At 57.3% G+C, this 22,642-nt stretch carries 20 protein-coding genes and 1 pseudogene; 19 read left to right on the forward strand and 2 right to left on the reverse strand.

The annotated features are described in order from the left end of the window. The 10 genes and pseudogenes from H2040_RS05670 to H2040_RS05715 form a co-directional block, all read left to right on the forward strand. Positions 1-601 (forward strand): annotated as a pseudogene (locus H2040_RS05670) (hypothetical protein); the annotation flags it as partial. Next, entirely contained in the window at positions 588-995 is a 408-nt protein-coding gene (locus H2040_RS05675) for a hypothetical protein (RefSeq protein ID WP_287155922.1), read from the forward strand. The pseudogene H2040_RS05670 and the gene H2040_RS05675, both read left to right, overlap by 14 nt. Positions 996-1,054: 59 nt before the next feature. After that, on the forward strand, positions 1,055-1,453 hold the full coding sequence (locus tag H2040_RS05680) for a helix-turn-helix domain-containing protein (protein WP_287155923.1): 399 nt from the start codon (positions 1,055-1,057) through the stop codon (positions 1,451-1,453). Positions 1,454-1,945: 492 nt separating this feature from the next. Beyond that, entirely contained in the window at positions 1,946-3,727 is a 1,782-nt protein-coding gene (locus H2040_RS05685; RefSeq protein WP_287155924.1) for a Hint domain-containing protein, read from the forward strand. A 40-nt stretch (positions 3,728-3,767) separates the two neighbouring features. Continuing rightward, the gene (locus tag H2040_RS05690) at positions 3,768-4,556 is read left to right on the forward strand and encodes a hypothetical protein (RefSeq protein ID WP_287155925.1); all 789 of its coding nucleotides are present in this window, start codon (positions 3,768-3,770) and stop codon (positions 4,554-4,556) included. Beyond that, positions 4,553-7,213 (forward strand): endonuclease/exonuclease/phosphatase family protein, encoded by a 2,661-nt coding sequence (locus H2040_RS05695; protein ID WP_287155926.1) that lies wholly within the window; start codon positions 4,553-4,555, stop codon positions 7,211-7,213. The genes H2040_RS05690 and H2040_RS05695 overlap by 4 nt, the downstream gene beginning before the upstream one ends. Positions 7,214-7,422: 209 nt before the next feature. Further along, positions 7,423-8,325, forward strand: coding sequence for a hypothetical protein (locus tag H2040_RS05700; RefSeq protein WP_152485792.1), 903 nt, complete (start codon positions 7,423-7,425; stop codon positions 8,323-8,325). 18 nt (positions 8,326-8,343) lie between these two features. After that, on the forward strand, positions 8,344-8,679 hold the full coding sequence (locus H2040_RS05705) for a hypothetical protein (protein ID WP_022696773.1): 336 nt from the start codon (positions 8,344-8,346) through the stop codon (positions 8,677-8,679). Position 8,680: 1 nt separating this feature from the next. Then, complete coding sequence (locus tag H2040_RS05710; RefSeq protein ID WP_287155927.1) at positions 8,681-9,763, forward strand: DNA/RNA non-specific endonuclease; 1,083 nt, start codon at positions 8,681-8,683, stop codon at positions 9,761-9,763. An 11-nt stretch (positions 9,764-9,774) separates the two neighbouring features. Then, positions 9,775-10,443, forward strand: coding sequence for a hypothetical protein (locus H2040_RS05715; protein ID WP_022696771.1), 669 nt, complete (start codon positions 9,775-9,777; stop codon positions 10,441-10,443). A gap of 16 nt (positions 10,444-10,459) precedes the next feature. Here H2040_RS05715 and H2040_RS05720 read toward each other — a convergent pair whose 3' ends face one another. After that, positions 10,460-11,899, reverse strand: coding sequence for an esterase/lipase family protein (locus tag H2040_RS05720; RefSeq protein ID WP_022696770.1), 1,440 nt, complete (start codon positions 11,897-11,899; stop codon positions 10,460-10,462). Positions 11,900-12,237: 338 nt separating this feature from the next. Between H2040_RS05720 and H2040_RS05725 the strand changes: the two genes are divergently transcribed. The 9 genes from H2040_RS05725 (at position 12,238) to H2040_RS05765 (ending at position 21,747) form a co-directional block, all read left to right on the forward strand. Next, on the forward strand, positions 12,238-12,420 hold the full coding sequence (locus H2040_RS05725; protein WP_022696769.1) for a hypothetical protein: 183 nt from the start codon (positions 12,238-12,240) through the stop codon (positions 12,418-12,420). A 231-nt stretch (positions 12,421-12,651) separates the two neighbouring features. Then, the gene (locus tag H2040_RS05730; RefSeq protein ID WP_287155928.1) at positions 12,652-13,494 is read left to right on the forward strand and encodes an MvdC/MvdD family ATP grasp protein; all 843 of its coding nucleotides are present in this window, start codon (positions 12,652-12,654) and stop codon (positions 13,492-13,494) included. Then, on the forward strand, positions 13,482-14,438 hold the full coding sequence (locus H2040_RS05735; protein WP_287155929.1) for a DUF6624 domain-containing protein: 957 nt from the start codon (positions 13,482-13,484) through the stop codon (positions 14,436-14,438). Before H2040_RS05730 ends, H2040_RS05735 begins: the two co-directional genes overlap by 13 nt. Positions 14,439-14,553: 115 nt before the next feature. Continuing rightward, positions 14,554-15,402 carry a hypothetical protein gene (locus H2040_RS05740; protein WP_022696765.1) on the forward strand — a complete coding sequence of 283 codons (849 nt, stop codon included), beginning with the start codon at positions 14,554-14,556 and terminating at the stop codon, positions 15,400-15,402. A gap of 62 nt (positions 15,403-15,464) precedes the next feature. Next, positions 15,465-16,700, forward strand: a complete 1,236-nt coding sequence (locus tag H2040_RS05745) for an HlyD family secretion protein (protein WP_022696764.1) — start codon at positions 15,465-15,467, stop codon at positions 16,698-16,700. Between the two features lie 11 nt (positions 16,701-16,711). Then, complete coding sequence (locus tag H2040_RS05750; protein WP_022696763.1) at positions 16,712-18,823, forward strand: peptidase domain-containing ABC transporter; 2,112 nt, start codon at positions 16,712-16,714, stop codon at positions 18,821-18,823. Between the two features lie 817 nt (positions 18,824-19,640). Then, positions 19,641-19,841, forward strand: coding sequence for a hypothetical protein (locus H2040_RS05755; RefSeq protein ID WP_152485790.1), 201 nt, complete (start codon positions 19,641-19,643; stop codon positions 19,839-19,841). A 60-nt stretch (positions 19,842-19,901) separates the two neighbouring features. Continuing rightward, on the forward strand, positions 19,902-20,750 hold the full coding sequence (locus H2040_RS05760) for a hypothetical protein (RefSeq protein ID WP_152485789.1): 849 nt from the start codon (positions 19,902-19,904) through the stop codon (positions 20,748-20,750). 7 nt (positions 20,751-20,757) lie between these two features. Beyond that, positions 20,758-21,747 carry an MvdC/MvdD family ATP grasp protein gene (locus tag H2040_RS05765; RefSeq protein ID WP_152485788.1) on the forward strand — a complete coding sequence of 330 codons (990 nt, stop codon included), beginning with the start codon at positions 20,758-20,760 and terminating at the stop codon, positions 21,745-21,747. 143 nt (positions 21,748-21,890) lie between these two features. On the opposite strand, the gene H2040_RS05770 is transcribed toward H2040_RS05765, so the two are convergent. After that, the gene (locus H2040_RS05770; RefSeq protein WP_022696762.1) at positions 21,891-22,592 is read right to left on the reverse strand and encodes an IS6 family transposase; all 702 of its coding nucleotides are present in this window, start codon (positions 22,590-22,592) and stop codon (positions 21,891-21,893) included. Positions 22,593-22,642 lie beyond the last annotated feature (50 nt).

The following is a 22,642-nucleotide window of genomic DNA, read 5'->3' on the forward strand; positions in this document are numbered from 1 at the left end:
CCGCCGGCTTTATATGCAGGCGCTTCATGAACGCGCCCGGCTGGCGCTGTGGGCCGGCGAGCCCGTCAGGGCGAAACTTCTGGCCGATCAGGCGCGCCGCGTCCTGGCCGGAAAGGATCTGCAAGGCGCCGATGACGACCGCCATGTCACGCGCGCCGAATTGCAGCTCATTTCCGCGCAGATCGCGCAGGCCTCCGGCGCCCTGGAGGCGGCACGCGCCGATATCGCGAGCGCGGCCGGGTCGGCCGATCTTGCGGTCGAGTCCGGCCGCGCCTCGGCGAGGCCGCTCGCCGCGGAAGCCTATTTCATCCAGGGCGAACTTCTCGCCTCTATGGGCCAGCGCGAGGAGGCGATGCGCGCCTATCGGGAGGCGGCGCGCCGTCTGGACGGGGCCGAAGCCGTGTCCAGCCGCGCCGGACAGGACCTTCTGGCGCGGATTCGGTGGCGGCTGGGCGAGCGCGATAGCGCCCACGATCTGAAGAATGCGCTGATAGACTCGGATTATCAGCGACCCGATTTCCTCGCGTTCTGGGAGCGCGAGTCTCAACCGGCCACGGCCGGCCGCGCCAGCAACATGGAGAGAGACGATGGCGAACTCTGAAGAGGCCCCGCGCGATACGCGCCGGGTCGATGTCCGCATATACCCCAAGCTCGAGATTCGCGAGGGCGGGACCGTTGCGGCCCACGCCGTCCATTTCGGACTGAAACACGGCAATCTCAGCGCCGACTACCCCACCGACTATATGTTCATCGCGCCGGAGGGCTGGCGGTTCTATGAGTTCCAGCTGGCCGGCCGGACCTGGCCGGGCGTGTCGGTGTTCCCCGAAGACAGCGATTTCGAGGTCGCGTTTGGCGATCCGGATCGCAAGACGGTGGTCATGACCGATCATTGCGGAACCTATTATCCGCATTTTTACCAGCTGGTTCTGGAGAACATCGCGACCGGCGAACTCGCCACCACCGACCCGTCCGCTGATAATGGCGACCGGGATTAATTTGAATCGCTCTGTCTTTTTGCCCATATCTTAAGAATGACAGGCGATAAGACAGGGCCATGACAGAAAAAAATAAGCCGCGATCAACCACGGAGCTGGACGCGCTGATCGGAGCCCGGGTCAGACTGGCGCGTCAGCTCTGCGGCCTGTCTCAGTCGGAGCTGGGCGACCGGCTCAATGTCAGTTTCCAGCAGGTCCAGAAATATGAAAGCGGTGCGAACCGCGTGGCCGCTCAGCGACTTTATGAAATAGCGCAGGTCGTCGGCAAGCCGATCACCTATTTTTATCCCACCGACAATGCGGCGGACGCCGATGAGGCCGACGCGCCGCTTGAATCGTTCAAGAATCTACAGGCCCGCACCGTATCGAAGATGCTGCACAATCTTGATGAATGCGACGACCGGGTCCGCGATCAGATTATTGCGATGATCTCAAATCTGCGCCGGGAAGACGTCTGACCGAGTTTGCCCGGCCCAGCGTTTTCTGATCCCGTTTGGCCAGTCCGTCGTTGCTGCGCCGAGGCGCGCCGCAGACGGGCTCAGAGCCGTCTTGCGTTGAATAGGCGAATTGCGCGCCGCATGAGGCTTTGCCCGCCGCTTCGCCCTCAAAACACGGGCAGGCGTCCCTCCCGTTCTGATCGCCGTCGGTTCTTGACGCAGCGTCCCTCTCCCAGGTCATGGCGCGGGCGCCCAGCGTGGCCGGATCGACGGTGCGGGTTATGGGCAAGCCCTGACCGCTTTTGAGCGAGTAACCGGGCGGATGCGGGTCGCGGTCCTCTGCATTCGCGCTCCAGGGCAGAACGCAGATCAAGCCCAGCCTTATCCAGAATCCAGCCATATCGAGCGCCGCCTCCCCTTTGCGCGCCGGAATGTCATATCAAGGACGGTCTATTCCTAAGACGATAATTTTCTGATAATACACAATTACAAATAGAAATAGGGGGCGTCACGATGTTCAGGATGATGGGGCTGGCCGGCTTGGCCGGGGCGTGCATGGCGGGGGGCGCGCAGGCGCAGCCCGAATCGGCGGGCGCACCCGTCTGGGCTGAAGCGGACCGCGCCGCCGTGGCGCACGTGCTGGCGCAGGCCGCGGACGGCGAAACCGTGACGCTGGATCACAGCGACCCTGAGAATGTCCGGTTCCTGAAACGCCATTATGAGCGCGCCGACCTCGCCGCGGACCGTTATCCGGGGCTGCACGCGCTCATCGACGCCCATCAGGACATCCACGCCGAACAGGGCGTGACCTATCCCGAAACCGTGCAGGTCTCCGACGATCTGGTTTACACCGACATCGCCACCCAGATGCTGGCGCTTTATCCCACGAACACGGCGTCCAATTATCAGGGTTCGGCGGCCGCCAGTATGGAGGCGGCGGCGGACGATCCGTCCCGCACGCTGCAGATCGCCTATACCAGCCTCTGTTTCTACGATCTCAACAACAATCCGATCGGCGACTGCGCCACCACCTCGTCATTCGGGTCGGGTCAGTACTTCCCGGTCAATCACGCCGTGACGACCGCCGATCAGGCTTTTACGGGGGCGTTTACCGCGACCTTCTATGACGCGACGAACCAGCGCTATATCTCGCAGATCTCCGCGCTGACGCTCGATACGATCGACTATCCGCAGGTTCAGTCGATATCGGATCCGATCATCGTTCACGCCCAGAACGACTCGCTGGAGACCGCGCTGGTCTGCACCAGCCGTTCGGTGAACGCCAACGCCAATCCGGGCGTGTGCGACTATGGGACCTACTCCAACACCGACGTGCTGGTGAACATGGAAGGCTCGGTCACATACAAGCCCTCCCAGACGCCCAGGACCGACGGCGCAGGCGATCTGGTGGGCACCGGATCGGTGTCGCTGATCAACACCGTCCAGGGCGGAAATTGCCGGCTGGCGCCGGCCATCAGCGGGTCGAATTTCTTCTCCCAGGAGCAGGTGGCCTATAACGCCGCGACCAAGACCCTGTCTTGGAATTTCGACGATCTGGACTTTGGCGGCGCGTCCGACCTGATTTGCGGGGGCGACGGGACCAGCGTGCAGTTTGCGCTGACCCTTCAGGTCGAGAATGACGCCGATAGCGACAACACCATCGTCGCCTCGCAATTGTCCCAGGCCGGCACCACGGTGCCGCATTTCCTCGGGCCGACCGCCGGCTCCCTGGCGACCCCGATGCTGCGGCTGGTGGCGGGCTGCCTGCATCCCGACACGCTGATCGCGCTGGCCGGGGGCGACGGTCACCGCCCGATTTCAGAGTTTGCCGGCGAGGGCGAGCGGGTCATCTCCATGGGCGGCGTCGAAGCCCATATCGTCGGCACGGTCGAGGGCGACGAGGCGACGCTTTATGTCATTGAAGCGGGCGATGGTCTCAAGGTCGAGGCGTCTGCGATGCACCCGTTCGTCATGGCGGACGGATCGTGGCGCGCCGCCGAGGATCTGCAGCCGGGCGACCGGATTCTCTCGCAAGACGGCCCGGTGACCGTGAGCGCCGCCGCCGAAATCGATTATGACGGGCCGGTCTATAATCTCATGCTCGACCGCTCCGCCGCGGCGCTGCACCCCGAGACCGGATCGTTCTACGCCAACGGGTTCCTCGTCGGCGGGCATGACGCCCAGCAAAAGCTGGCCACCGCCAAACAGGCCGCGCCGGCGCGCGTCCAGGGCCTTCTGCCCGAGGGCTTTGAGACCGACTACGCCAGTCATCTGGAGGACCGCGCAAACCGCTGAGTCCCCGGCCGCCGGCCATCCAGGAATAAAGGAGCGTGACATGCGATTTTCCTCAAAGGCTATGCCGATCATTGCCGCAGCCGCGCTTGGCCTTGGCGCCGCCGCGTCGGCCGCCGCCCAGGAGGCGGATACCGCGATCAAGGGCTTTGTCGTCGACCAGGAAGGCGAGATGGGCGTGGGCACCAGCGACCCGCAAGAAACCCTGCACGTCGCCGGAGACTCCCTGACCGAGGGGCTGATCAAGGGCGGCGGGCTGGACGGCCAGTTCGGCGCCTCGGCGGTCATAAACGGGTTTGACGTGCGGTACGGCCAGCGTCCGTTCGTTCTGGTCTATGGCGGAACCGGCTCGGCGCAGAGCGATATCCAGATCCACGCCATCAATCCGGTCGATCCCACGCAGTCCATTTTCAAGACCTTCATCATTGACCATCCGCTGGATCAGGAGCGCCATTTGGTTCACGCCTCGCTCGAGGGTCCCGAAGGCGCGGTCTATTATCGCGGCAGCGCGCAGCTGGAGGACGGTGCGGCGCGGATCGCGCTGCCGCCCTATTTCGAGGCGCTGACGCGCGATGGCGATCAAACGATCCAGCTGACCAATATTGACGGGTTCGACCGTCTGGCGGTGCAGACCCGGGACGGCGCCCGGATCGTCGACGGCGCCTTCACCGTCGTTTCGGAAAACGGAAACTCCGCGCAACGTTTCGACTGGGAGGTCAAGGCGGTGCGCGCCGACGGCCCGCCGCTTGAGGTGGAGCCCGCCCGGGGCAGCATCGGCGTGGCCGGCGTGGGTCCCTATACCTATCAGACCGACCTGCAGAGCGGCCAATGAGCCCCCGCTGCATCGCCGCCGCCTTCGCCGGCGCCGCGGCGCTGGCCGCCTGCGGGCACGGCGCGGACGCGCCCCCGCCCGCCGCCGGGCCCCTCGTGACGGAGGCCGAACCGGCCACGGCCAATGGGGTCACCTATCACTCCTGGGCCCTGAACGTGGCGTCCTGGAACCTCATGAATCTCTCCATGAGCAAGGCGACCTTTCCGGCGGGCGGCGACCGCGTCAATCTGCTGACCCGCATGGGCAATATCGCCGGCGGCTATGACATCGTCGTGTTTCAGGAAGTGCTGCAGACCGGCGCATCGGTCACCGCCCATCTGAGCAATTATCTTCCCGCGGGCTATGCCTGCAATCATGTCAGCGCGCCGTCGGGCCGGGTCGGCCGGCAGGAGCGCTACGTGGTCTGCGCGCCGCCGGCCAACGCCACCGGGACGATCGCCATCGCCCCGCTCACCGATTATTCGACGACCGGCGTCAATTATCTCGCCGCCAACGGCACGATGCAGCCCGCCGCCAATGTCTGGATGCGCCCGCCCATCATCGCCACGGTCACCTATACGCCGAACGATCCGACTTTTGCGCCGGTGACGTTCGACATCTACACCAATCACACCAAGCCCGCTTACGGCCATTCGGCGCAGGCGCGCCCGCCGGGCACGGTGGCTGGCGCGTCCAACGCGAGCTCGGTGCATTACGAGCTGCGCGCGATCGAGCAGAATCTGGCCGCCGGGGCCAATAAGATGCTGATCGGCGATCTGAACGCCGATTGCGCCTCCTATCCGGTCGGGTTCCGCGGGCAGGATTTCGCCGCAGGCTGGAACTGGCGCATTAATTACGGGCAACGCACCAACACCGCGGTGGGCACGGCCTGCGGCTATGACCGGATCCTGTTGAACGACGCGCTGAACGCCTACTACCGGCTGCATGGCGTGGATTACGACCATTTTGGCAACGCCACGCGCCTCGACGGCAAACGCGTCTCTGACCACTATCTCGTCTGGGTCCAGCTCGGCCAGACCCAGATCAAGGCGGCGCCGGTCATAACCGCCTCGGTCTCGGTCCCCGTGACCCAGGCCAATAAGCGCCGCAAGTTCAAGGAAACCGACGACGTCCATTCCACCGGGACCCAGCTCCTGCCCTCGGCGAGTTCGGCGCAATTCTACATCACCGCCTATTCGACGGCGCGCAATTACAAATCCAATTTCACTTATCCCCTGACCGACGTGCGCGGCGCGCCGACGGCGGTGACCACCGACGCCAAAGGCGATCTCAATCAGACGGTGTCGTGGAGCGCCCCGAACGCCGGCGCCTACGTGTTTGTCTTCGACGCCAATGGCGATGGCGCGTTCTCGCTGAAAGACGGCGATTTCGCCAATTACGGGACGCAGGCCGATATTCTGGTGACGCAATCGGAGACCGGCCATAACGACCTCGTCACGCTCGGCGACAATATGGTGCTGCGGGACGTCTTCGATCTCAGCCAGGCCTATAATGTCTATGCGCTGGCCAAGAACCTGCCGGCCAATCTGACCGCGGACGCCTATATCGTCAGCGACCGGCTGCTCGATCAGGGCGGCTATCATTCTTGGGCGGCGGCGCGCGCGGCGCGGATCGATCTGGCCGCCTATTCAATCCCGATCCAGCTGGCCGAAGCCGGGACGATCCAGACCGCGCAGCTCACCGACGCCGACCGCAAACAGTCCTTTACGACCAATTCCGACGGCGAGACCTTCTTCAGCGCCTGGCCCCGGCCGGCGCAATTGATGAACGCCAGCATCAACTACCAGGCCCCGCCGGCCTCGGTGTTCGATCCGGCCTTCGCCGGAGAGGGCGATCCGCCCGCCTCGCCCGACGACACCGGGTATGACGACGATCCCTGCCAGAACGCGTCCTCCAGCAAGGACGATGAGTTTCAGCAGGCTTGCAATCTCGGCTTCCTGTTCTCCAACTATTACGGGAACAGCTTCAATCTGGTGTTCGATCTGGACGGCGACGGCAAGCTCGGGGTCAATGATCCCATAGACACCCGCGACATCGGCGACATGACGGACTATTTCAGCGTCGCCGGCCATGACGTGCTGGGACCTAACGCCAATGGCGACCCGGCGGTGTCCGAATACAAGGAATATCTGGAGCGCGCCCTGAGCGTTCAGCTTTCCGATAATGATGACTATGACGAGGCCACCCGCGCCGCGTCATCGCGCTATGCTTGCGGCCCGGAGCTTGGAAAGGCGGATTTTGAAGCGCTGATCACGCCGGACGCCCAGACCGGGTTCCGCATGCTGGATGACGATTCCTATCATAATGAGCGCAGCAACCCGTCCGGCCTCTACCAGTATGACGTGGCCTTCCTGAACGACTGGTCGAGCGACAATGTCACGCAATGCATCAGCGGCGGCGCGCTGAGCTATGGCGGCGCGATGACCTCGGAAAACAGCGCCCACGTCACCGCGGTGGCGGACACCCACGACTTCCAGGGCGCTCAGGTGACGTCAAACAACGCCACCCAGTGCTGGGTGGCGGTCGAGGCGACGGCCGGAACGGCCTTGGCGGTGGGCGCGGGATCAGGCTTTTTCACGCTGGGAACCGGCTTCCTGGCGGGCGCCGTCGTCGCCGCCGGCGCAAACCTGACCGGAGCCCTGGCCTGCGGGTTCTGAGATTGGTCTTGCGGCCAAGACGTTAAACAAGATTCGAGCAATGAATTAAGGTCTTGTATAAGTTGTAACCTTGGCGTCCCAGGTTGTAGGTCGCCAATATTAGGAAGAAGGCCCGTTTAATAATGTTGCCTCGCGCGTGGATTGTCCTGTTTCTAAACGGGCTCATCTTGACCGCTTGCGCTTCGCCTCCGCGAGATGACGCGCTTCTGTTGGCGCGAACAGGCGAACAAACAACTGCCGCCGTTCAACAAAACCTCCAGATGCTGTCCACTGCGGCGCTGCGACAATCCGAAGTGAACGCGTTCCTCACAACAGCAAAGACTTGCAGGATAAGGCCGGATTTCTGTCAGCCTGTCACTGACTCTCCGGAGCTTCTGGAGGAGAGGCTCAAATTCGTGCAGCTCATAAAGCTACGCACAAAAGCATTGCAGGAGCTCAACAGCGCGTACGGCGCGTTTCGCATGGAAGCCGAGTATGACGCCGAATCAGACCTTGAGACGGCGCTGGGCGAGCTATCCACATCCGCCAACGCCTACGCTGCGGTCGCCAGCGTGCCTCTGAGCGCGGCGTTCGCGGTCCTCCCCCGCGCCGGCGGATTGTGGGCGCGGCGGCGTCAAAAAGAGCGTTTGCGGGCTGCAAACGAGCTGATCGGCGGGGCGACGAAGATAATGAGCGCGGCGCTGGAGCGCGAAGAAATCGTGTTTACCGCCTTTATGGGTGACTGGAGCAAACGCGAGAGTGAAATGCGCATTCTCCTGATCGAGGCCGGGTTGAACAGCCGCTCCGACGTTCTGATGCCGCTTCTCGAAGATTTGGGCACGGACCTCGTTGCGGACAGCGAGCGGACTCTTTCAGACGAGCCGGCGCTGGCGCGCGCGGTTGAGGCGCTAGCGATCGCCCGGGCCGAATTGCGCGCGACGAGCGCTGTGCAAGCGTATGCTGCTGCTGCTCGCGCGCTTGAAAATCTGTCTGAAGCGCATCGCCGCTTCGATTCGCTTTCAACCTCTGATTTTGACTCTGTGGAAGCGGCGCTGGCGGAGCTCGCTGGAGCCGCAGAGGATATCGACGCCGCGCTTTCAGAGCGGCCTGCGGCGGAAGAGCTCGCTCACTAAGCTTGAAGGGAGTCCAGAATGAGTTCGCATGAGGATCGCTTTCGGGAAACGCAACGATGTTATCGCGACACTCAGGAGAATTTTGAACGCGATCTGAAACGCGCTTCCAGCCAAGCTGAGGTGCGCCGCGTTATCCGAAACAAGGACCGCGCGGAGGCTGTATATTTGCGCGCCGGCCGGGCAATTCTCGAACGCAACGGCCAGGAGGTCGAAAACGCGTACTCGGCGGCCAAACGGGCGAATGACGCCGTCGTTCAAGCGCGCGAAGCGGCCGAGTCCGCCGCCGAACTCGTCCGGACTATCTCGGAAGCCGTGGGTTCTGTCGAATCCTTGGTGCGGAAGGCGGCGCTGTAAGATGGCGGCCTCGGCGCAGATAAGGCGGATTGCGGCGATCGGCTTGCTTATCGGCGCGACGCTTGTCTTTTGGTCCGGTGCCAACGCCCAGTCCCTCGAGCCCGGCGATGCGGTGAGACTTGAGGCGGAAAGCGGACGCGGCGTTCCCCTTCATCGGGACGCGCGATCAAGCTGGTTTGGATACGCGGCGGATGGCATCGAGGCGGTTATCGTCGAGGCGGCGGACAACGGACACTGGCTGCGCATTCGTATCGGCGAAGCGGAGGCTTGGATTCTGGCGGATTACGCGGGTTCCGTCGCCGAGGCGCAGCCTGGCGGGATCGACCGGGAGGCGCTGCTGCAGGCGGCGTGCGAGCCCGGCGTCCGCCGGTTGCTGGAAGATGACCTCTTTATCATTTGTTTCGATGCCGAGCGCCGAATTCCGGTTTGGGTCTCATATCGCCTGACGCCGGCGCGGATGGACGGGGTCGGCGACCGGAGCCAGTCCCGCTGGCGTCCGGATGACCGCGTTGAAGCGAGCGATCAGGCGCGCGACGCGGATTATATCGGCTCCGGTTTCCATAGAGGCCACATGGCCCCTGCGGAGGCGTTTACGCGGACCCAGCGCGCGGTCGACGCGACGCACGTCTTTACCAACGCCGTCCCTCAGACCGGCAGCGTCAACTCCGGCGCCTGGTCGCGGCTTGAGGCCTTTGTCCGGAAGCGCGTGCATGCAGGCGCGCACGCCTGGGTCGTGACGGGCGCGTTGTTCCTTCCCATGGATTCCGCTTGCTTCGCCGCGCTGGCTCCCCAATCCTGCCGATTTGTCGATCCATCGCAGGCGGAGATCCCGCCTGACCGCTTCATGAGCGCGCGGGTCGCGATTCCAAGTCACACGTTCAAAGCCATACTCACCGATGACGATGGGATCTGGCGCGCTTGCGGGTTCATCATGGCGAACATCCCCCAGCGCATGGGAAGCTACAAGGATTACCAGTACGCCGTCGACGAGATTGAAAGCCTGATGGGTGTCGATCTTTTCGCCGCTCTGCCGGACGACATCGAGTCGGAGATTGAGGCCGCCTCTTGCGGCGCCGCACAGTGAAAGGACTTGGCATGACAACTCCACGGCTTGACTGGCCACTCGCCAACGACAGGCTCGGCCGGTATTGGTGGTATCTTCGGATTTCCTTCGCCGTCTCTCTTGCCCTTGTAGGGATTGCGCTGGCGCAAAGCGACCAGCTGACTGGCAGCGCGCCGATTGGGCCGCTCACCCTGCTGTTCGTTCCGAATACGCTTGAGGCCGCGTTTGAAACCCTGACCGCCCTCTTACTGGTCGCGCTCTTCATCGAGCGCGCGAACGAGGTGTTTATCAAGAATACGCGCACCGTGCGCCGCACCATCGCCGAACGCCGCATCGCCTCGTTGGAGGCGGCTTTGGCGCAAGTGCAGGAGACCGAACGCTCCGAGGCTCAGGAGCAGCTCGAGGCCGCAAAGGACGATCTAACCCGTTACCGCACCGCGACCCGCATTCTCACGATCGCGTTTTCCACGATTCTGGGAACCCTTACAGCGCTCGCCGGCGTTCGGGCGCTCACGCCGCTGCTCGACGTGCAATACGAAGCGCTCAGCGGCTGGCAGTGGGGCGTCTTGAATTTCGTGGATATCGTCTTGACGGTCAGCTTGGTGACCGGAGGCGCCAGCGCGCTGCACAATATGATCTCGATGATCGGCGACCGCATCGAGCCCTCCGACGCGACGGAAGGCGAGACCCGGCCAAAATGAGGCAAGCGGGCGGTTCCTAGACCGACAGACGGAACACTTTGTCTGTTGGCTGACGCGGCAGAATGAGCTCGATCAAGTGCGTGCTGTTTCGGTGCAACCGCGCCTCAAGCTGCGCGCGTTCTTCTTGATCGGCGTCATGCAGGAGCACGTGACCGCGGGCCCCCTCCCGCGTCTTGTCAAAATACCGCACGTTTGGCCCGACTTCTGCGGCCGAAACGCCCATCGCCAGGCGTTTATACTCCGCCTTTCGGGACTTGCCGTAAAAGCCGGTGATAAGATCGGAGCGGTCTAGGAAGAAGCAGCGATAGCTTGCATCAACCGTGTTTGTGTGGACGTGCTCGAGAACGCGACTGTGAAAATAAACGGAATTCCGATCTCCGCCGGGCTTAGGCGCGAAGAATTCAAGAAAATAATCATCGACCGGCTGGCCGTGATCGTCACGGGCATAGACGATGAACTGCATATATTGATGGTAGGCCTCGCTCTCCGGCTGCGCGTCCGGGAACAGCGCCTCAATCCGCTCCGGCGCATCGGCAAGCGCCGCGACGCGCTCGTTCGCCTCCAACCAGCTTTCATGAAGCGCGCTATAGGCTTGATCATTCTCGCATCTCAAAGCGTCCAGGATCAATTCACCCAGCGAATCCGTCACGGCCGCCTCGGGCGGAGACAATGACTCGGCGGGCTTTATTATGAGGCTATGATCGCGGTCAGGGAGAATGGCGTAAGGGATGCGGGCCGCCCCTAGGCGGGACGACCATGGTGCGAGCGTCGGATTTTCATGGTCGGACGAGAAATCAATGGTGACGCCGTTCGTGTTGAGATTGGCGGCCGCGGCGCGCACGGTCCCGTCCGATCCGTTTTCATTCACCATCTGACGCAGGCCCGAGGAATATGAGCGCGATCCGGTGATCACGAACGGCCACACTTTTCCGTGGCCGTAGGGTCCTGAGGCGGCGCTGGATCCGCTTGGATCGAGCAGGTCGCGGCGCGTCAGAGACCACTGGTAGGGCGAGGCGAGCTCCAGGGCCTTCAGCATCTCTTCGCCGGTCTGAAACCAATTGTTCCAGCCCTTGAAGATGCGTCCGATCATGCTTTTCCCGAGCGAGGCAAGCCGCGATCCGAAATTGGCCGGAGCGAGCATGATGAGGCGCTTGGCCGGACAACCCGCGCCGTCCGGATAGTAGCGGCTGATCCATTCCCGCGCGACAAGCCCGCCGGTGCTGTGCACGACCAAATCAAAAGGCGCCGCGAGCTTGCCCGCGTCAATGAGCTCCAAGACAACCGACTGCATGCGCTTAGCGACGTCTTCAATCCTCACGTCGTCATCCAGCGACACATAGTCGCCGAGCCAGATTTGAGTGGTCTCATATCCGTTTTCTTCAAGAAACGCCTTGAGCGCGCCAAATGATTTCGAGCTGTCGCTCCAACCGTGAATGATGGCGATTTCGGCGGGCATTCAATGTAACTCCTGTCGTTTGAAAGCAATCGCGATGTCGCTAAGTGTTTGTTCAAATCGGGAGGACGCTGGCCGGCACACATTCTCCGAGCGGCGCGGCGCGTTTCGTGTGACTCCAACCACGCTTCATGAATAATTTTATACAATTACAAATAGCGCCTCCGCAAGCGCTCTAAGTTGGGCTATGGGCGGAAATCACAAGTGAACAAAAGCTTTCTCTTGGTTTAAGAGGAGGGTTCGATCGAAACCGAGTCGCTTTTTTACGATTTAAGATTGTTTCCCGTTTGAGTTGAGCGTAAAAAGTCACTGCCCAAAAGGGCGTTTATCGGGAGGAAAAAATGCGTTCAATTCTTGAAGCCGCGCTTGAGGCGAATCCGGTTGAGCTTTCCGAGGATGAAGTCGCGCGCGTCTCGGGCGCGAGCCACGATGATCCACCGGGCCAGTATCCAACCTATGAACCAACCTTCTGCTGGTCGGACGAGCTTGGGAGGATGTGGCTCGAGGGAGCAATTTACGACTGAGCGTTGGCCTGACGCCGCCGCCGAAAAGGCGGGGTTCTCTCTTCGCCTCTTCGGCGGCGGTAATTCGAAATAGAAGGCAGTCTTGTGGCCCAACAGGCGAGCGCCGTTCTCATAATTGGGCAAAACGCAGATCCCCATGTGAAGGCGGTTGCGTCTGCGCTGAAGCGTCGGCCGATCATTTTAGACTGTCACAAATTTAGTGAAGTCACATATCTCCCCTGCGAACGTCGATTGTCGATCCAGGGTAAATTGGTGCGCGCTGATACAATTTCTGGAATTTGGTGGCGCTTGAAATGGCCGGCTATGGCGCCTGACAATTCGCTAACAGGCCTAAGCGAAGCTCAGAGAAGTTTCTGGCGGCACGAATGGGCAAATCTTCTCTGGGCGCTCAGGCACCATCTGTCCGATCGGCCTTCACATAATGATCCGGGATTGAGCCAGCGGGCTTCGTATAAGCCGTTCCAGCTACAAATTGCGTGCGCGTGCGGATTTAAAATCCCGAAAACCATTGTTTCCAACGCGCCTGAGTCCGTTATTCGGTTTGCCCGGAAAGAAGACACGTTCATTATCAAACGCTTGTCCGCGCGGACTCCTGACGCCGAAATTGACGGCATCCATTTGGGTCTGGCTGAAGCCAGTCTCAAAGTCGTCCAGGCGGAACCTGACGCGGTCCGCTTTTGTCCCGCGATCTATCAGGAAAAAGTCGAAAAGGAATTCGAATTGCGCGTCAACGTGATTGGCGAAGAAATATTTGCAATCAGAATAAACTCTCAAACATGCTCCGGCGCGGCAACCGACTGGCGCCGGTCTGTCAATACAGTCTCCTACGAGACTTATGAGATTGAAGAGGATCTGCGGCATAAGCTATTGCTATATATGCGCGCATTCGGCCTGTCTTTCGGGGCCTTTGATCTCGCAATAAATCGCGAAGGCCACGCTATATTTTTTGAATGCAATCCTGAGGGACAGTGGCTTTGGCTTGAGCATGAGACGCGTCAGCCGATTTCCAAGAGTGTCGCCCGCCGCCTAGAATCAGGGGCCCTGGCGGAGAGGAATAACCTATGGTCCGCCTGACCTTACACGCCATGACAGGCTGTGCGCTCACATTCATTTGGATCGTAAGCGCCGCTGCGGCTATTGAGGGCGATGTTCGAGAGCGGACTGAAGCGTTACTTTCAGGGAAGCTCGATCCGCAAACATTTGATTATGGCGCAATAAGGTTCGCCGAAGATCAATCCGCCGCCTGGGAGGCGCTCGGCGCGTTAGACAATCATGCGCAATCCCTCGTTCCGGAAAAATATAAGCGGTCCAGCAGGCGGCTCGGTTTGGACGAACTTGGATGCGAATTTGGCGCGATTAGCCTCGGATTGATCAACGCCAAACTGGCGCCGGACGCAAACGCCTATTCCGCCGCAGCCGAGCGGGCCCGGGATCTTCTGGACCAAACCCGACGCCTTGAGCGCGCCGACATCGAAGCGCTCGATTCAAATGGTCTAAAAGGAATAGAAAAAAAATTACGCATCCTAGCTCTTCGAGATGAAATCTGGCGGACCCCGATGTCGCAAATATTGTCGGCACAAGGATACGAGAAGCAGTTTTTGGCAAACGCATGGAGCGTTCAACTTTGCGCTATTGACAAACAGAACGCGCACGAGCTTCGCGAAATTATTAAATTGAATGGATGGCCGCTTATTTCCACGCACGGGGCGCAAGCCGCGCATGACGCTTGGCTGGTCGCACAGCATTCAGACCTTGAGTTGCAGGAGGCCGTGCTGCGTACGATCAAACCCTTGCTCGCCATCAAGGAGGTAGCGCCTCGGCACTATGCGTATCTGGCGGATCGAGTGGCGCTGAAAAAAACAGGGAAGCAACGGTTCGGCACGCAAATGGAGTGCGCTCAGGGACGCTTGGTTCTCGCCCCGCTCGAAACTCCCTCCCTGCTTGCGCAGAGGCGGCGAGAGATCGGCCTTTCCAGCGCCTTGCATGAAAAATCAATGGACGAGGAAGCTCAATGCTAATCAGCGCGAGGTTCTAGAGGTGAGCTTGCATTCGCGGTTTGAGGATGATGAGTCTTCAAAGAACTACGCCCTAAAGTAATCTGATTCGTACTTATGGAGGGCAGCGAGACTTTAAATGCTACGAAACCCATTTCTCATCGCAATCGGCGTTCTGCTAATCGGGGCCGGCGGTTGGGCGATGCTAATCGGAGAAACAAGGGCTGTCGACCAGACGGAATCCCATTCTTTTGATGCTCAAATCGCGCCGATACTCCGAGAGATTAAGCAAACGGACGCCAACGTCGTGTTCCTGAACGAAGATCATAATGATCCATATACCCGCCTCATATCATCGTGTTTTATAAGGAGTCTCGACAGGGCGGACTTCTCGGTCTTGGCGGCTGAAACTTTTTCAACGCCAAACCCGGCGCTTCTCCAAGAGGATCCGACGCTTCCGCTTATGGGATTTTATACAACTTATCCGAATTTTGATCTATTAATTAAGGCGGCTAAAACATTAAACTGGCGCTTGTTGCCATATGAGACGCCTAAAGAATATCGTCATCCTGAGTTGTATTTAAAAAACTACGGACTTAGGCCTCAAATCAATAATCAAAGAGAATTTACGGCCGCACAAAATTTGTTATTGTATTTGGAGAATAACCCAGAACTCAAAATATTTGCCCATGTCGGACATGCTCACGTTTACAAAGGGCATGCCGAAGGTTCGGACGGGTATAAAATTGACAAAGCCTGGGTCGCTGAATTGGTGTCGCGCGACGAACGCGCGCGCGTTGTGAGCATCGACCAGATACCCATTAGAGGGCTGGTGGACAAGATGGCGGCTTGCTCTGTGTCAAGAACGGTTATGGACAACAAGAATATGAAGATCACTCATTGGGACGGCGATGATAAATCCAAATCGTGCTCAATGTATGTCGATTTTACGATTCGGCATAGTCAGCCCATCAATTCATGCGATTAGTCTTTTAAAAACTAGAACAAACCTTCGAATCATCAGCCATGCGAGTCTGAAAGGCGGTCTAAGTGTCTGACCACGACCTTTTTAGAAAAGAGGCGGTCGAAGCCAGGCAGCGCGTTGAAGGCGAAGTCATTTTAGCATCGCCGCCAGCCTCCTGGTCGGTTTTAGCTGTGCTTCTGTTCATCTGCGTAATGGGGTTGGGCCTATTAGCGTTTGGCCAGTACGCGCGTCAGGAAACTGTAAAGGGATGGGTGGTGCCCGAAATGGGAGTAGCGCGTGTCACTTCCCAGACGGGCGGCGTGATTAGCGAGGTATACGTCGAGGTTGGGGATTCTGTCCAAGCCGGACAGCCGGTCGCGAAAATTTCGCTGGACATCACATTGTTAGACGGTCAAGGGGCGGCGGAAACAGCGCTTGTGAGCCTCGACGAACAAATATTACAGCTCGAAAACTCGTTAGAGGGCGTTCGAGTAAGAAACAAGCTCGAGCAAGCGAATTTGCAACGCCGACAAGCCGCTCTCGCATCAGAGGCGACGCAGCTGGTGGAGCAAATCCGTTTGCAGGAAGAGCGTTTGGCGTTGGCGAAGCGTCAACTCGAAAGCGTGGAGGACTTGATTGATCAGGACGCCGCCTCCGTCAATGATCTGCAGCGACGTCAAGAGGCTGTCATTATTCAACAGCAGGCGCTCGCCGATTTTCGCCAGCGCAAAGTGGCTTTAGACAACGAGTTTGCCGCGGCGACCTCGGAATCGCAAGTTGCGCCGATCGCTTCAGAAATTGAGATCTCAAATATCAAACGGCAGCTCGCAGATCTCCGCCGGCAAAGGGCTGAGTCAGCGATGCGCGGGGAGTATCAACTCGTCGCTTCCCGTGACGGCCAGATCGCCAGCATCTTGCTCACGAGCGGATCGTCCATACGCGCCGGTCAAACCATCCTTACGGTCCTCCCCGGCGGCGGCAATTTGCAGGCTCAACTTTTTGCTCCAACCCGGGCAGCAGGATTTATCAAGCCCGGACAAGAAGTCGATCTTCTTTATGACGCCTTCCCCTATCAGCAATTCGGGGTTGGTGAAGGGGTGGTAAAATCCATATCGAGGACAATCCTTGATCCAGACGACCTGATTGAAGGGCCCCAGGTCAACGAACCGGTTTATCGCGTTATCGTGGATCTCGGTTCCGATAAAATCGAAGCGTTCGGAGAGACATTTCCGTTACAGCCCGGGATGGCCCTTCAGGGAAGGATAATTCTTGAGCGCCGTCCGCTCTGGTCATGGATCGTCGCCCCTCTGCGGCGGGAATAGGAAGCGACCGCATGATCAAGTTTGCCGGACTGAATCTGCCGCGCGCGCAAATACTCCCGATCGTGCAGCAAAGCGAGGAGGCGGAGTGCGGATTGGCTTGCCTAACCATGATCGCCGCGTTTCACGGGCATCATGTCGATCTCAATGGCCTCCGGCAGCAGTTCTCGATTTCCATGAGCGGGTCTACGCTCAGAGGTCTCATGAACGCGGCCGATGAATTGAATCTCAGCAGTCGCGCCATACGCGTTGAGCTTGATCAGCTGCATAAGGTCCAGTCGCCGGCTATCTTGCATTGGGACATGAACCACTTCGTGGTCCTTAAGCGCGTTCGCGGGCAATTTGTAGAGATCCATGACCCGGCTCGGGGTCACAGCAAGCTCTCGCTGAGTCAGGTGTCCAAACATTTCACCGGCGTCGCGTTGGAATTGGAGCCAACGGCGGAATTTGAGCCTCAAGAACTCCAAGCCAAGACACGCCTTACGCAATTATGGAGCGGAATCCGAGGTTGGAAGCGCGCCTTCACTCAGCTTTTGCTGATTTCATCCATTCTTCTCGGCGTCAGCCTCCTCACGCCGCTTTTTTTGCAGATTGTCATTGATGAATCGCTTCTGAAGTCAGACGCCTATCTGTTGGTGGTGATTTGCCTTGGATTCGCCGGCGTTTTTCTGATTGGCGCCGTTGCCGAGCTGTTGCGCGCTTGGGCGATTCTATATTTCGGGAACCTGCTCACCTATCAAATGGTCGGGAATATTTTCCGCCATCTGCTCAAGCTCCCGACCTCATATTTTGAAAAACGTCATATTGGCGACCTGGTGTCGAGAATGGGATCCACGCGGCCGATCCAAAGCGCGCTAACTCAAGGACTTGTCTCGGCTATTATTGATTTTGCGGTCGCCTGCGTCATGGCTTTGGCTATGCTGGCTTATGGAGGGGCGCTGCTCTTTATAGTGCTTGCGTTTACCGGCTGCTACACATTGGCAACGATGGCTCTTTATCCCCGGTTGCGGGCCCGGCAGGAAGAGCAAATTGTCAATCAGGCGCGCGAGCAAACTCATTTGATGGAGACAATTCGCGCCTCAAAGCTGGTGAAGCTTTCAGGGATGGAGTCCGAACGGGAGAGCGCTTGGCGGAATCTCTATGGCGACGCCATCACGGCCGCGGTTTCGGCCGGGAAGTACCAAGCCCTGATGGCGTTTTCCCGGACAGCTTTTATCGGCCTGCAGACCGTCGCTGTGGTTTTCATCGCTGGGCGGATGGTGCTGGCAGGCGACTTCACGATCGGCATGGTCTTCGCGTTCGTGGCTTATGCGCAAGGATTCTCCCAGCGGGTAGACACATTTGTGAACCAGCTCGTCCAGTTCCGCCTGCTCGACCTACATTTGAGCCGACTGTCGGATATCGTCGAGGCGAAGCGCGATCGGCGTTCCGCGTCCTCTGCGCTTGGCTCCGGTGAGTCTTACTCAAAGATTGAGTTTTCGGATGTCTTTTTCCGTTATGGCGATGGAGATCCGTGGATTCTCGAAGGCGCGAGCTTCGTAATTGAAGAGGGAGAATTTGTTGCGATCACGGGGTCGTCCGGAAGCGGAAAAACCACGCTTTTAAAGCTCTTGCTGGGTCTCTATCCGCCCACTGCCGGTAAGATAAGCTATGGCGGAATATCTCAAGCGACGCTTGATCGCGCGGCGTGGTTGAGGACGGCGGGCGTCGTTATGCAGGACGACACGCTGCTGTCTGGCACCATCGCCAACAATATTGCCATGTTCGATCCTCAAATCAACATGGAGCGCGTAAAGGAGGTGGCTCAAATCGCTTACGTTGATGCTGATATCATGCGCTTGCCTATGAATTATTTGAGCCTTGTGGGGGATATGGGAAGCACTCTTTCCGGGGGGCAAAGGCAGCGCATTCTACTTGCACGCGCGCTCTATCGTCGTCCCAGAGTGCTGCTTTTGGACGAAGGCACCGCTAACCTCGACCCGGAAACTGAACGCGCCATCGCTGATTCCATTGAAGCAATGCCGGTCACGCGTATAGTAATTGCGCACCGAGCGGAACTGATCAAACGGGCCTCGAGAATTTTGCATGTTGAAGAAGGCAAACTAATAGAGAGGCCGAGGGCCTAATCGGCTCTTCCTAAGCAGAAACAATTAAATCCGAAACATCAAATCTGAAATTAAAAAATCGATGCTAAATCGAGATTTAACCATCATATTTATCTGATAAAAGATTTATAAGATCCTAACCGCTGGAAGTAGTCATTTACCATATGAATCTTTGTGCCAAGCTATTACTTGAATTATAACAGAGGAACGAGGGAGGGAGCTGCGTCCAGGGTATGCTCCCCTAGACCGCTTTGGCATTCGCCTCTAGTGTGAGATCGAAGTTGTAGTGCAGAACGATAAGCTTCTGTCTGGCGCCATTGCAAATAATATTGCTATTTTTTGATCCTGATATAGATGTGGACCGCGTAAATGTGGTAGCCCAAATAGCGTGTTCATGATGATCTTATACACCAGCCTATGAATTATTTCAGCGTCGTCGGCGATATAGGTAAAACGCGTTCAGGAGGGTGATGTCAGAGAATTCTTCTTGCTCGAGCGTTGGTGTCGTAGCCGATCAGTGCTGTTCCAGGATGAGCGCAAGGCGAATCTTGATTGGTTAACCAAAAGCTAGATAGAAGATACTTTGTCTCAGATGAAAGTAACCTGCGTTATTATAACTCATGGGCCCGACTTAATAGAATACGTTGACTGTGTTTATGAAATGGATACCGGTAGATTGACCCGTTTGCAGGGCCCCATTTTAATAATCGACAACCAGCCGGATTGCATGCGAGGGAGTCATGAAGGGCTAAATTATTAATAAAAACGTATCTACCATGGGTTGTGGGCGGTAAAAATTTATGGTTGCATCAAGCGTCAACTAATGGAGGAGACAATCATGAAAATGCCTACACCTTTTTTGTTTAAGAAAGCTGAACCAGGCATACACCAGCTCAGGGAATTGGACGGCCCAACGCTTGATTTGATTGCCGGCGGTGATGGCGCCGCGGGAATTGGTGAGGGCTGCGATAATCCCAAGAACACCGTGACTATCGGACCAGACGGCAGTCAAGAATGGTGCACCACTGACGATTGTTAGTGGCTAACGCAGTAGTGGCGCGTCGGTTGTTTCGGCGCGCCGCTATATTAGGGAAAAATCATGCCTTTAGTTCTTCTCTTGCTTTTCTTGCTTCAATTGCCAGCTGAGCGTCTGATCTTAGAAATTGAAGATAGCGTGTCCCAAGAAATAGATAATTTAACAAAATTTGAATCAAAAGAAATAATTGAGCCAAATGCAAATTCCTGCGCGTCACCTGCGAATGTTTATTGGGCGTCTATTCACAATCAGTCATCGCTACGACTCTCTCAGGTTAAATTCAGGGGGCGACTTAGGGGTGAGTTAAAAACACAGCTCTCGGGACTGCAAGCGGATATTAATTCAGAAGACAAACTGGTCTTCGAATCTGGCCCGGCTGAAAAAGCGATTTCAAGCGAGTTTCTCGCCAGAGCTAATTTAGACCAGTTACTTTCATTTAATTTTCACTCTCTATCGAACGGAACTATTACAGAGCGTGCGATTGCGGCTCGGCTATATTGTAAGTTAATGGAAAACAATAGAGACTATTTATATGACTATGTGGCAAAGAACGGTTATCCAGTAACGGCGGATTTGGGTGAGAATGGAGCTGAGGCCGGGCGCTTGTTGGTTAAGCATTTTACCGATAAGGAAAGATTCTCTGAAATAAAAATAGCAGCAGATCGAGCGTATGCAGAAAGTAATCTCTCGGGCGTGGACTATGGCTCTTTCTTAGATTTTGCTCATCAAATGAAGCATGGTACGCAAATTTTAGGTACATATAGAACGTGTCGTGATGGCGGTCCAATATACTATCCGGCCTTAGAGAGCGAACAGGAGGCTGACAAATTGCGAGCTCAGCTTGGCTTTGGCCGGACCGCGGCCGAGGCTTTGCGGGCGTACGGCGCTAAATTTTGCGAAACATCTGAATAATTGCGCCATGAGCAGGACGCTTCTAGTTTATGGTTCAGTCCGTGACCCTCATATTAAAGCGGTGTGTGAGCGTCTAGTGGAGGAGGGGCTAAACGTTGCGCTATTCGACCCAGTTTCGGAATGTGCAGTTTGTTCATATACCAATAAAGATAATAAATTACAGTTCAGCCTTACTGCGCTTTCCTATAAAGACATGGTCATGCAGGAATTTACGGGTAAAGAAAATATATTAGTGTGGTGGAGGAATAAATACAATATAACATATTTTCCAACACCTGCTCATCAAGCAAAATATTATGCAGCTACAGAAAAGCGAGTGGCATTTGAGGGTTGGTTGTTGTTGAATAGCATACCGTGTTTTAACGACATACAGAAAACGGTATTTTCTACAAATAAAATGATTGAACTGTCTACAGCATTGAAGGTGGGTTTTAATGTTCCGGGATTTTGTATTGGTGGAAATAAAAACACCATACTATCTTTCATGAGGGGTGATGCCAATTATATTACAAAATCATTAAAAACAAATTTTGTCCCCCCCACCTTATCTAAGGGGAATGATTATAAATGGATATTAACCAATGAAATTAATTGTGCTGAAATAGAAGCGGCCTCGAGGGAAGAGGTCGCCCTGGCGCCAAGCATCATTCAAAGGAGAGTATATAAAGAATACGAAATTAGATATGTATCTTTTAAGGGCAAGGGGGCTGGCTTTAAGTTCAGTGGCCTAGGCAGTGCGGTTGATTGGCGGTTATCAAGCCAAGAGGCGGAGGTTATACGAGTAAATTTAACGGACGAAGATCAAGAAAAGATAGATCAATATCTCGGAGAAATGGGTTTGGACTATGGTGTTTTTGATTTTATAGTAGATGAAAACGAAGTATTATATTTTTTAGAATGCAATCCGGATGGTCAGTGGCTTGGATATGAGCGGAAACTGAATGATAGTCAGGTAATATCACTATTTGTTGACTACGTTAAAGATATACACAGTTAATGTCCGAGTAATTTTGATAACATGAGCCAACCAGCAGGGCTCTTATTCCGATCAGCTGATTTACCCTTCAGGCTGAAAATGCATGGCCCGGGTGCTGTCAGGCGAATGCGAACCGGTCTCCCTAGAGCCGGTATAGGCCGGCCTCAGGCCGCGCCAAGCCGACGCCACTCGGCAAGGGCGGCGGCACGGTGTTCCTTGAAGGCTGAGCGGCGGTTGATATGGCGGTCGTGATTGAAATGGTTGAAGACGGAAGAATGGACGGCGGCGAATTTCTGCAGACTTCGCATCCGCCGGAAACGCTGCATCGCCCGTTCCCGTCTTCGCAACGGCAGATGTGAATTCTCCGCCCGATTATTGAGCCAGCGCCCCGCTTCCTGACGGCCGTCCAGACCCAGCTCTCTCAGCGCCGCGCCATAGGATCTGAGCTTGTCGGTCACGATGGATCTCGGTTCCCCATACCGCTTCATCGCCTTGCGCAGGAATCGAAGCGCTGCCTCGCGATCCCGAGTCTTTGAGACATAAGCCTCCAGCACCTCGCCTTCGTGATCGACCGCCGGCCAGAGATAGTGCGTCTCGCCGCGGATTTTCACGAACATCTCGTCCAGGTGCCAGCGCCACTGTGGGTACGACAGCATTTGCTGGGCTCGCTTCCGCCTGATCTCGCCGGCGAACATCGGGCCGAACCGGTTCCACCAGCACCGCACCGTCTCGTGGCTGACATCGATGCCACGCTCGTGGAGCAGATCCTCCACGTTCCTCAGGGAAAGCGGAAACCGGACATAGAGCATCACCGCAAAGCGGATCACCTCGGGCGATGTCTTGAAATAGCGGAAGGGATTGGCCATCCGGAAACGCTACTGGCGCGAGGTTGGCCGCTCAAGCCGGTTTCCTCTGA

This window comes from Euryhalocaulis sp. (assembly GCF_013911995.1).
Classification (GTDB): Bacteria; Pseudomonadota; Alphaproteobacteria; order Caulobacterales; family Maricaulaceae; genus Euryhalocaulis; species Euryhalocaulis caribicus.

What these genes read in the sequence shown, in the direction of transcription:
- H2040_RS05675 (WP_287155922.1), top strand. Translation starts at nt 588, where the DNA reads ATGGCGAACTCTGAAGAGGCCCCGCGCGATACGCGCCGGGTCGATGTC.
- H2040_RS05680 (WP_287155923.1), top strand. Translation starts at nt 1,055, where the DNA reads ATGACAGAAAAAAATAAGCCGCGATCAACCACGGAGCTGGACGCGCTG.
- H2040_RS05685 (WP_287155924.1), top strand. Translation starts at nt 1,946, where the DNA reads ATGTTCAGGATGATGGGGCTGGCCGGCTTGGCCGGGGCGTGCATGGCG.
- H2040_RS05690 (WP_287155925.1), top strand. Translation starts at nt 3,768, where the DNA reads ATGCGATTTTCCTCAAAGGCTATGCCGATCATTGCCGCAGCCGCGCTT.
- H2040_RS05695 (WP_287155926.1), top strand. Translation starts at nt 4,553, where the DNA reads ATGAGCCCCCGCTGCATCGCCGCCGCCTTCGCCGGCGCCGCGGCGCTG.
- H2040_RS05705 (WP_022696773.1), top strand. Translation starts at nt 8,344, where the DNA reads ATGAGTTCGCATGAGGATCGCTTTCGGGAAACGCAACGATGTTATCGC.
- H2040_RS05710 (WP_287155927.1), top strand. Translation starts at nt 8,681, where the DNA reads ATGGCGGCCTCGGCGCAGATAAGGCGGATTGCGGCGATCGGCTTGCTT.
- H2040_RS05715 (WP_022696771.1), top strand. Translation starts at nt 9,775, where the DNA reads ATGACAACTCCACGGCTTGACTGGCCACTCGCCAACGACAGGCTCGGC.
- H2040_RS05720 (WP_022696770.1), bottom strand. Translation starts at nt 11,899, where the DNA reads ATGCCCGCCGAAATCGCCATCATTCACGGTTGGAGCGACAGCTCGAAA.
- H2040_RS05725 (WP_022696769.1), top strand. Translation starts at nt 12,238, where the DNA reads ATGCGTTCAATTCTTGAAGCCGCGCTTGAGGCGAATCCGGTTGAGCTT.
- H2040_RS05735 (WP_287155929.1), top strand. Translation starts at nt 13,482, where the DNA reads ATGGTCCGCCTGACCTTACACGCCATGACAGGCTGTGCGCTCACATTC.
- H2040_RS05740 (WP_022696765.1), top strand. Translation starts at nt 14,554, where the DNA reads ATGCTACGAAACCCATTTCTCATCGCAATCGGCGTTCTGCTAATCGGG.
- H2040_RS05750 (WP_022696763.1), top strand. Translation starts at nt 16,712, where the DNA reads ATGATCAAGTTTGCCGGACTGAATCTGCCGCGCGCGCAAATACTCCCG.
- H2040_RS05755 (WP_152485790.1), top strand. Translation starts at nt 19,641, where the DNA reads ATGAAAATGCCTACACCTTTTTTGTTTAAGAAAGCTGAACCAGGCATA.
- H2040_RS05760 (WP_152485789.1), top strand. Translation starts at nt 19,902, where the DNA reads ATGCCTTTAGTTCTTCTCTTGCTTTTCTTGCTTCAATTGCCAGCTGAG.
- H2040_RS05765 (WP_152485788.1), top strand. Translation starts at nt 20,758, where the DNA reads ATGAGCAGGACGCTTCTAGTTTATGGTTCAGTCCGTGACCCTCATATT.
- H2040_RS05770 (WP_022696762.1), bottom strand. Translation starts at nt 22,592, where the DNA reads ATGGCCAATCCCTTCCGCTATTTCAAGACATCGCCCGAGGTGATCCGC.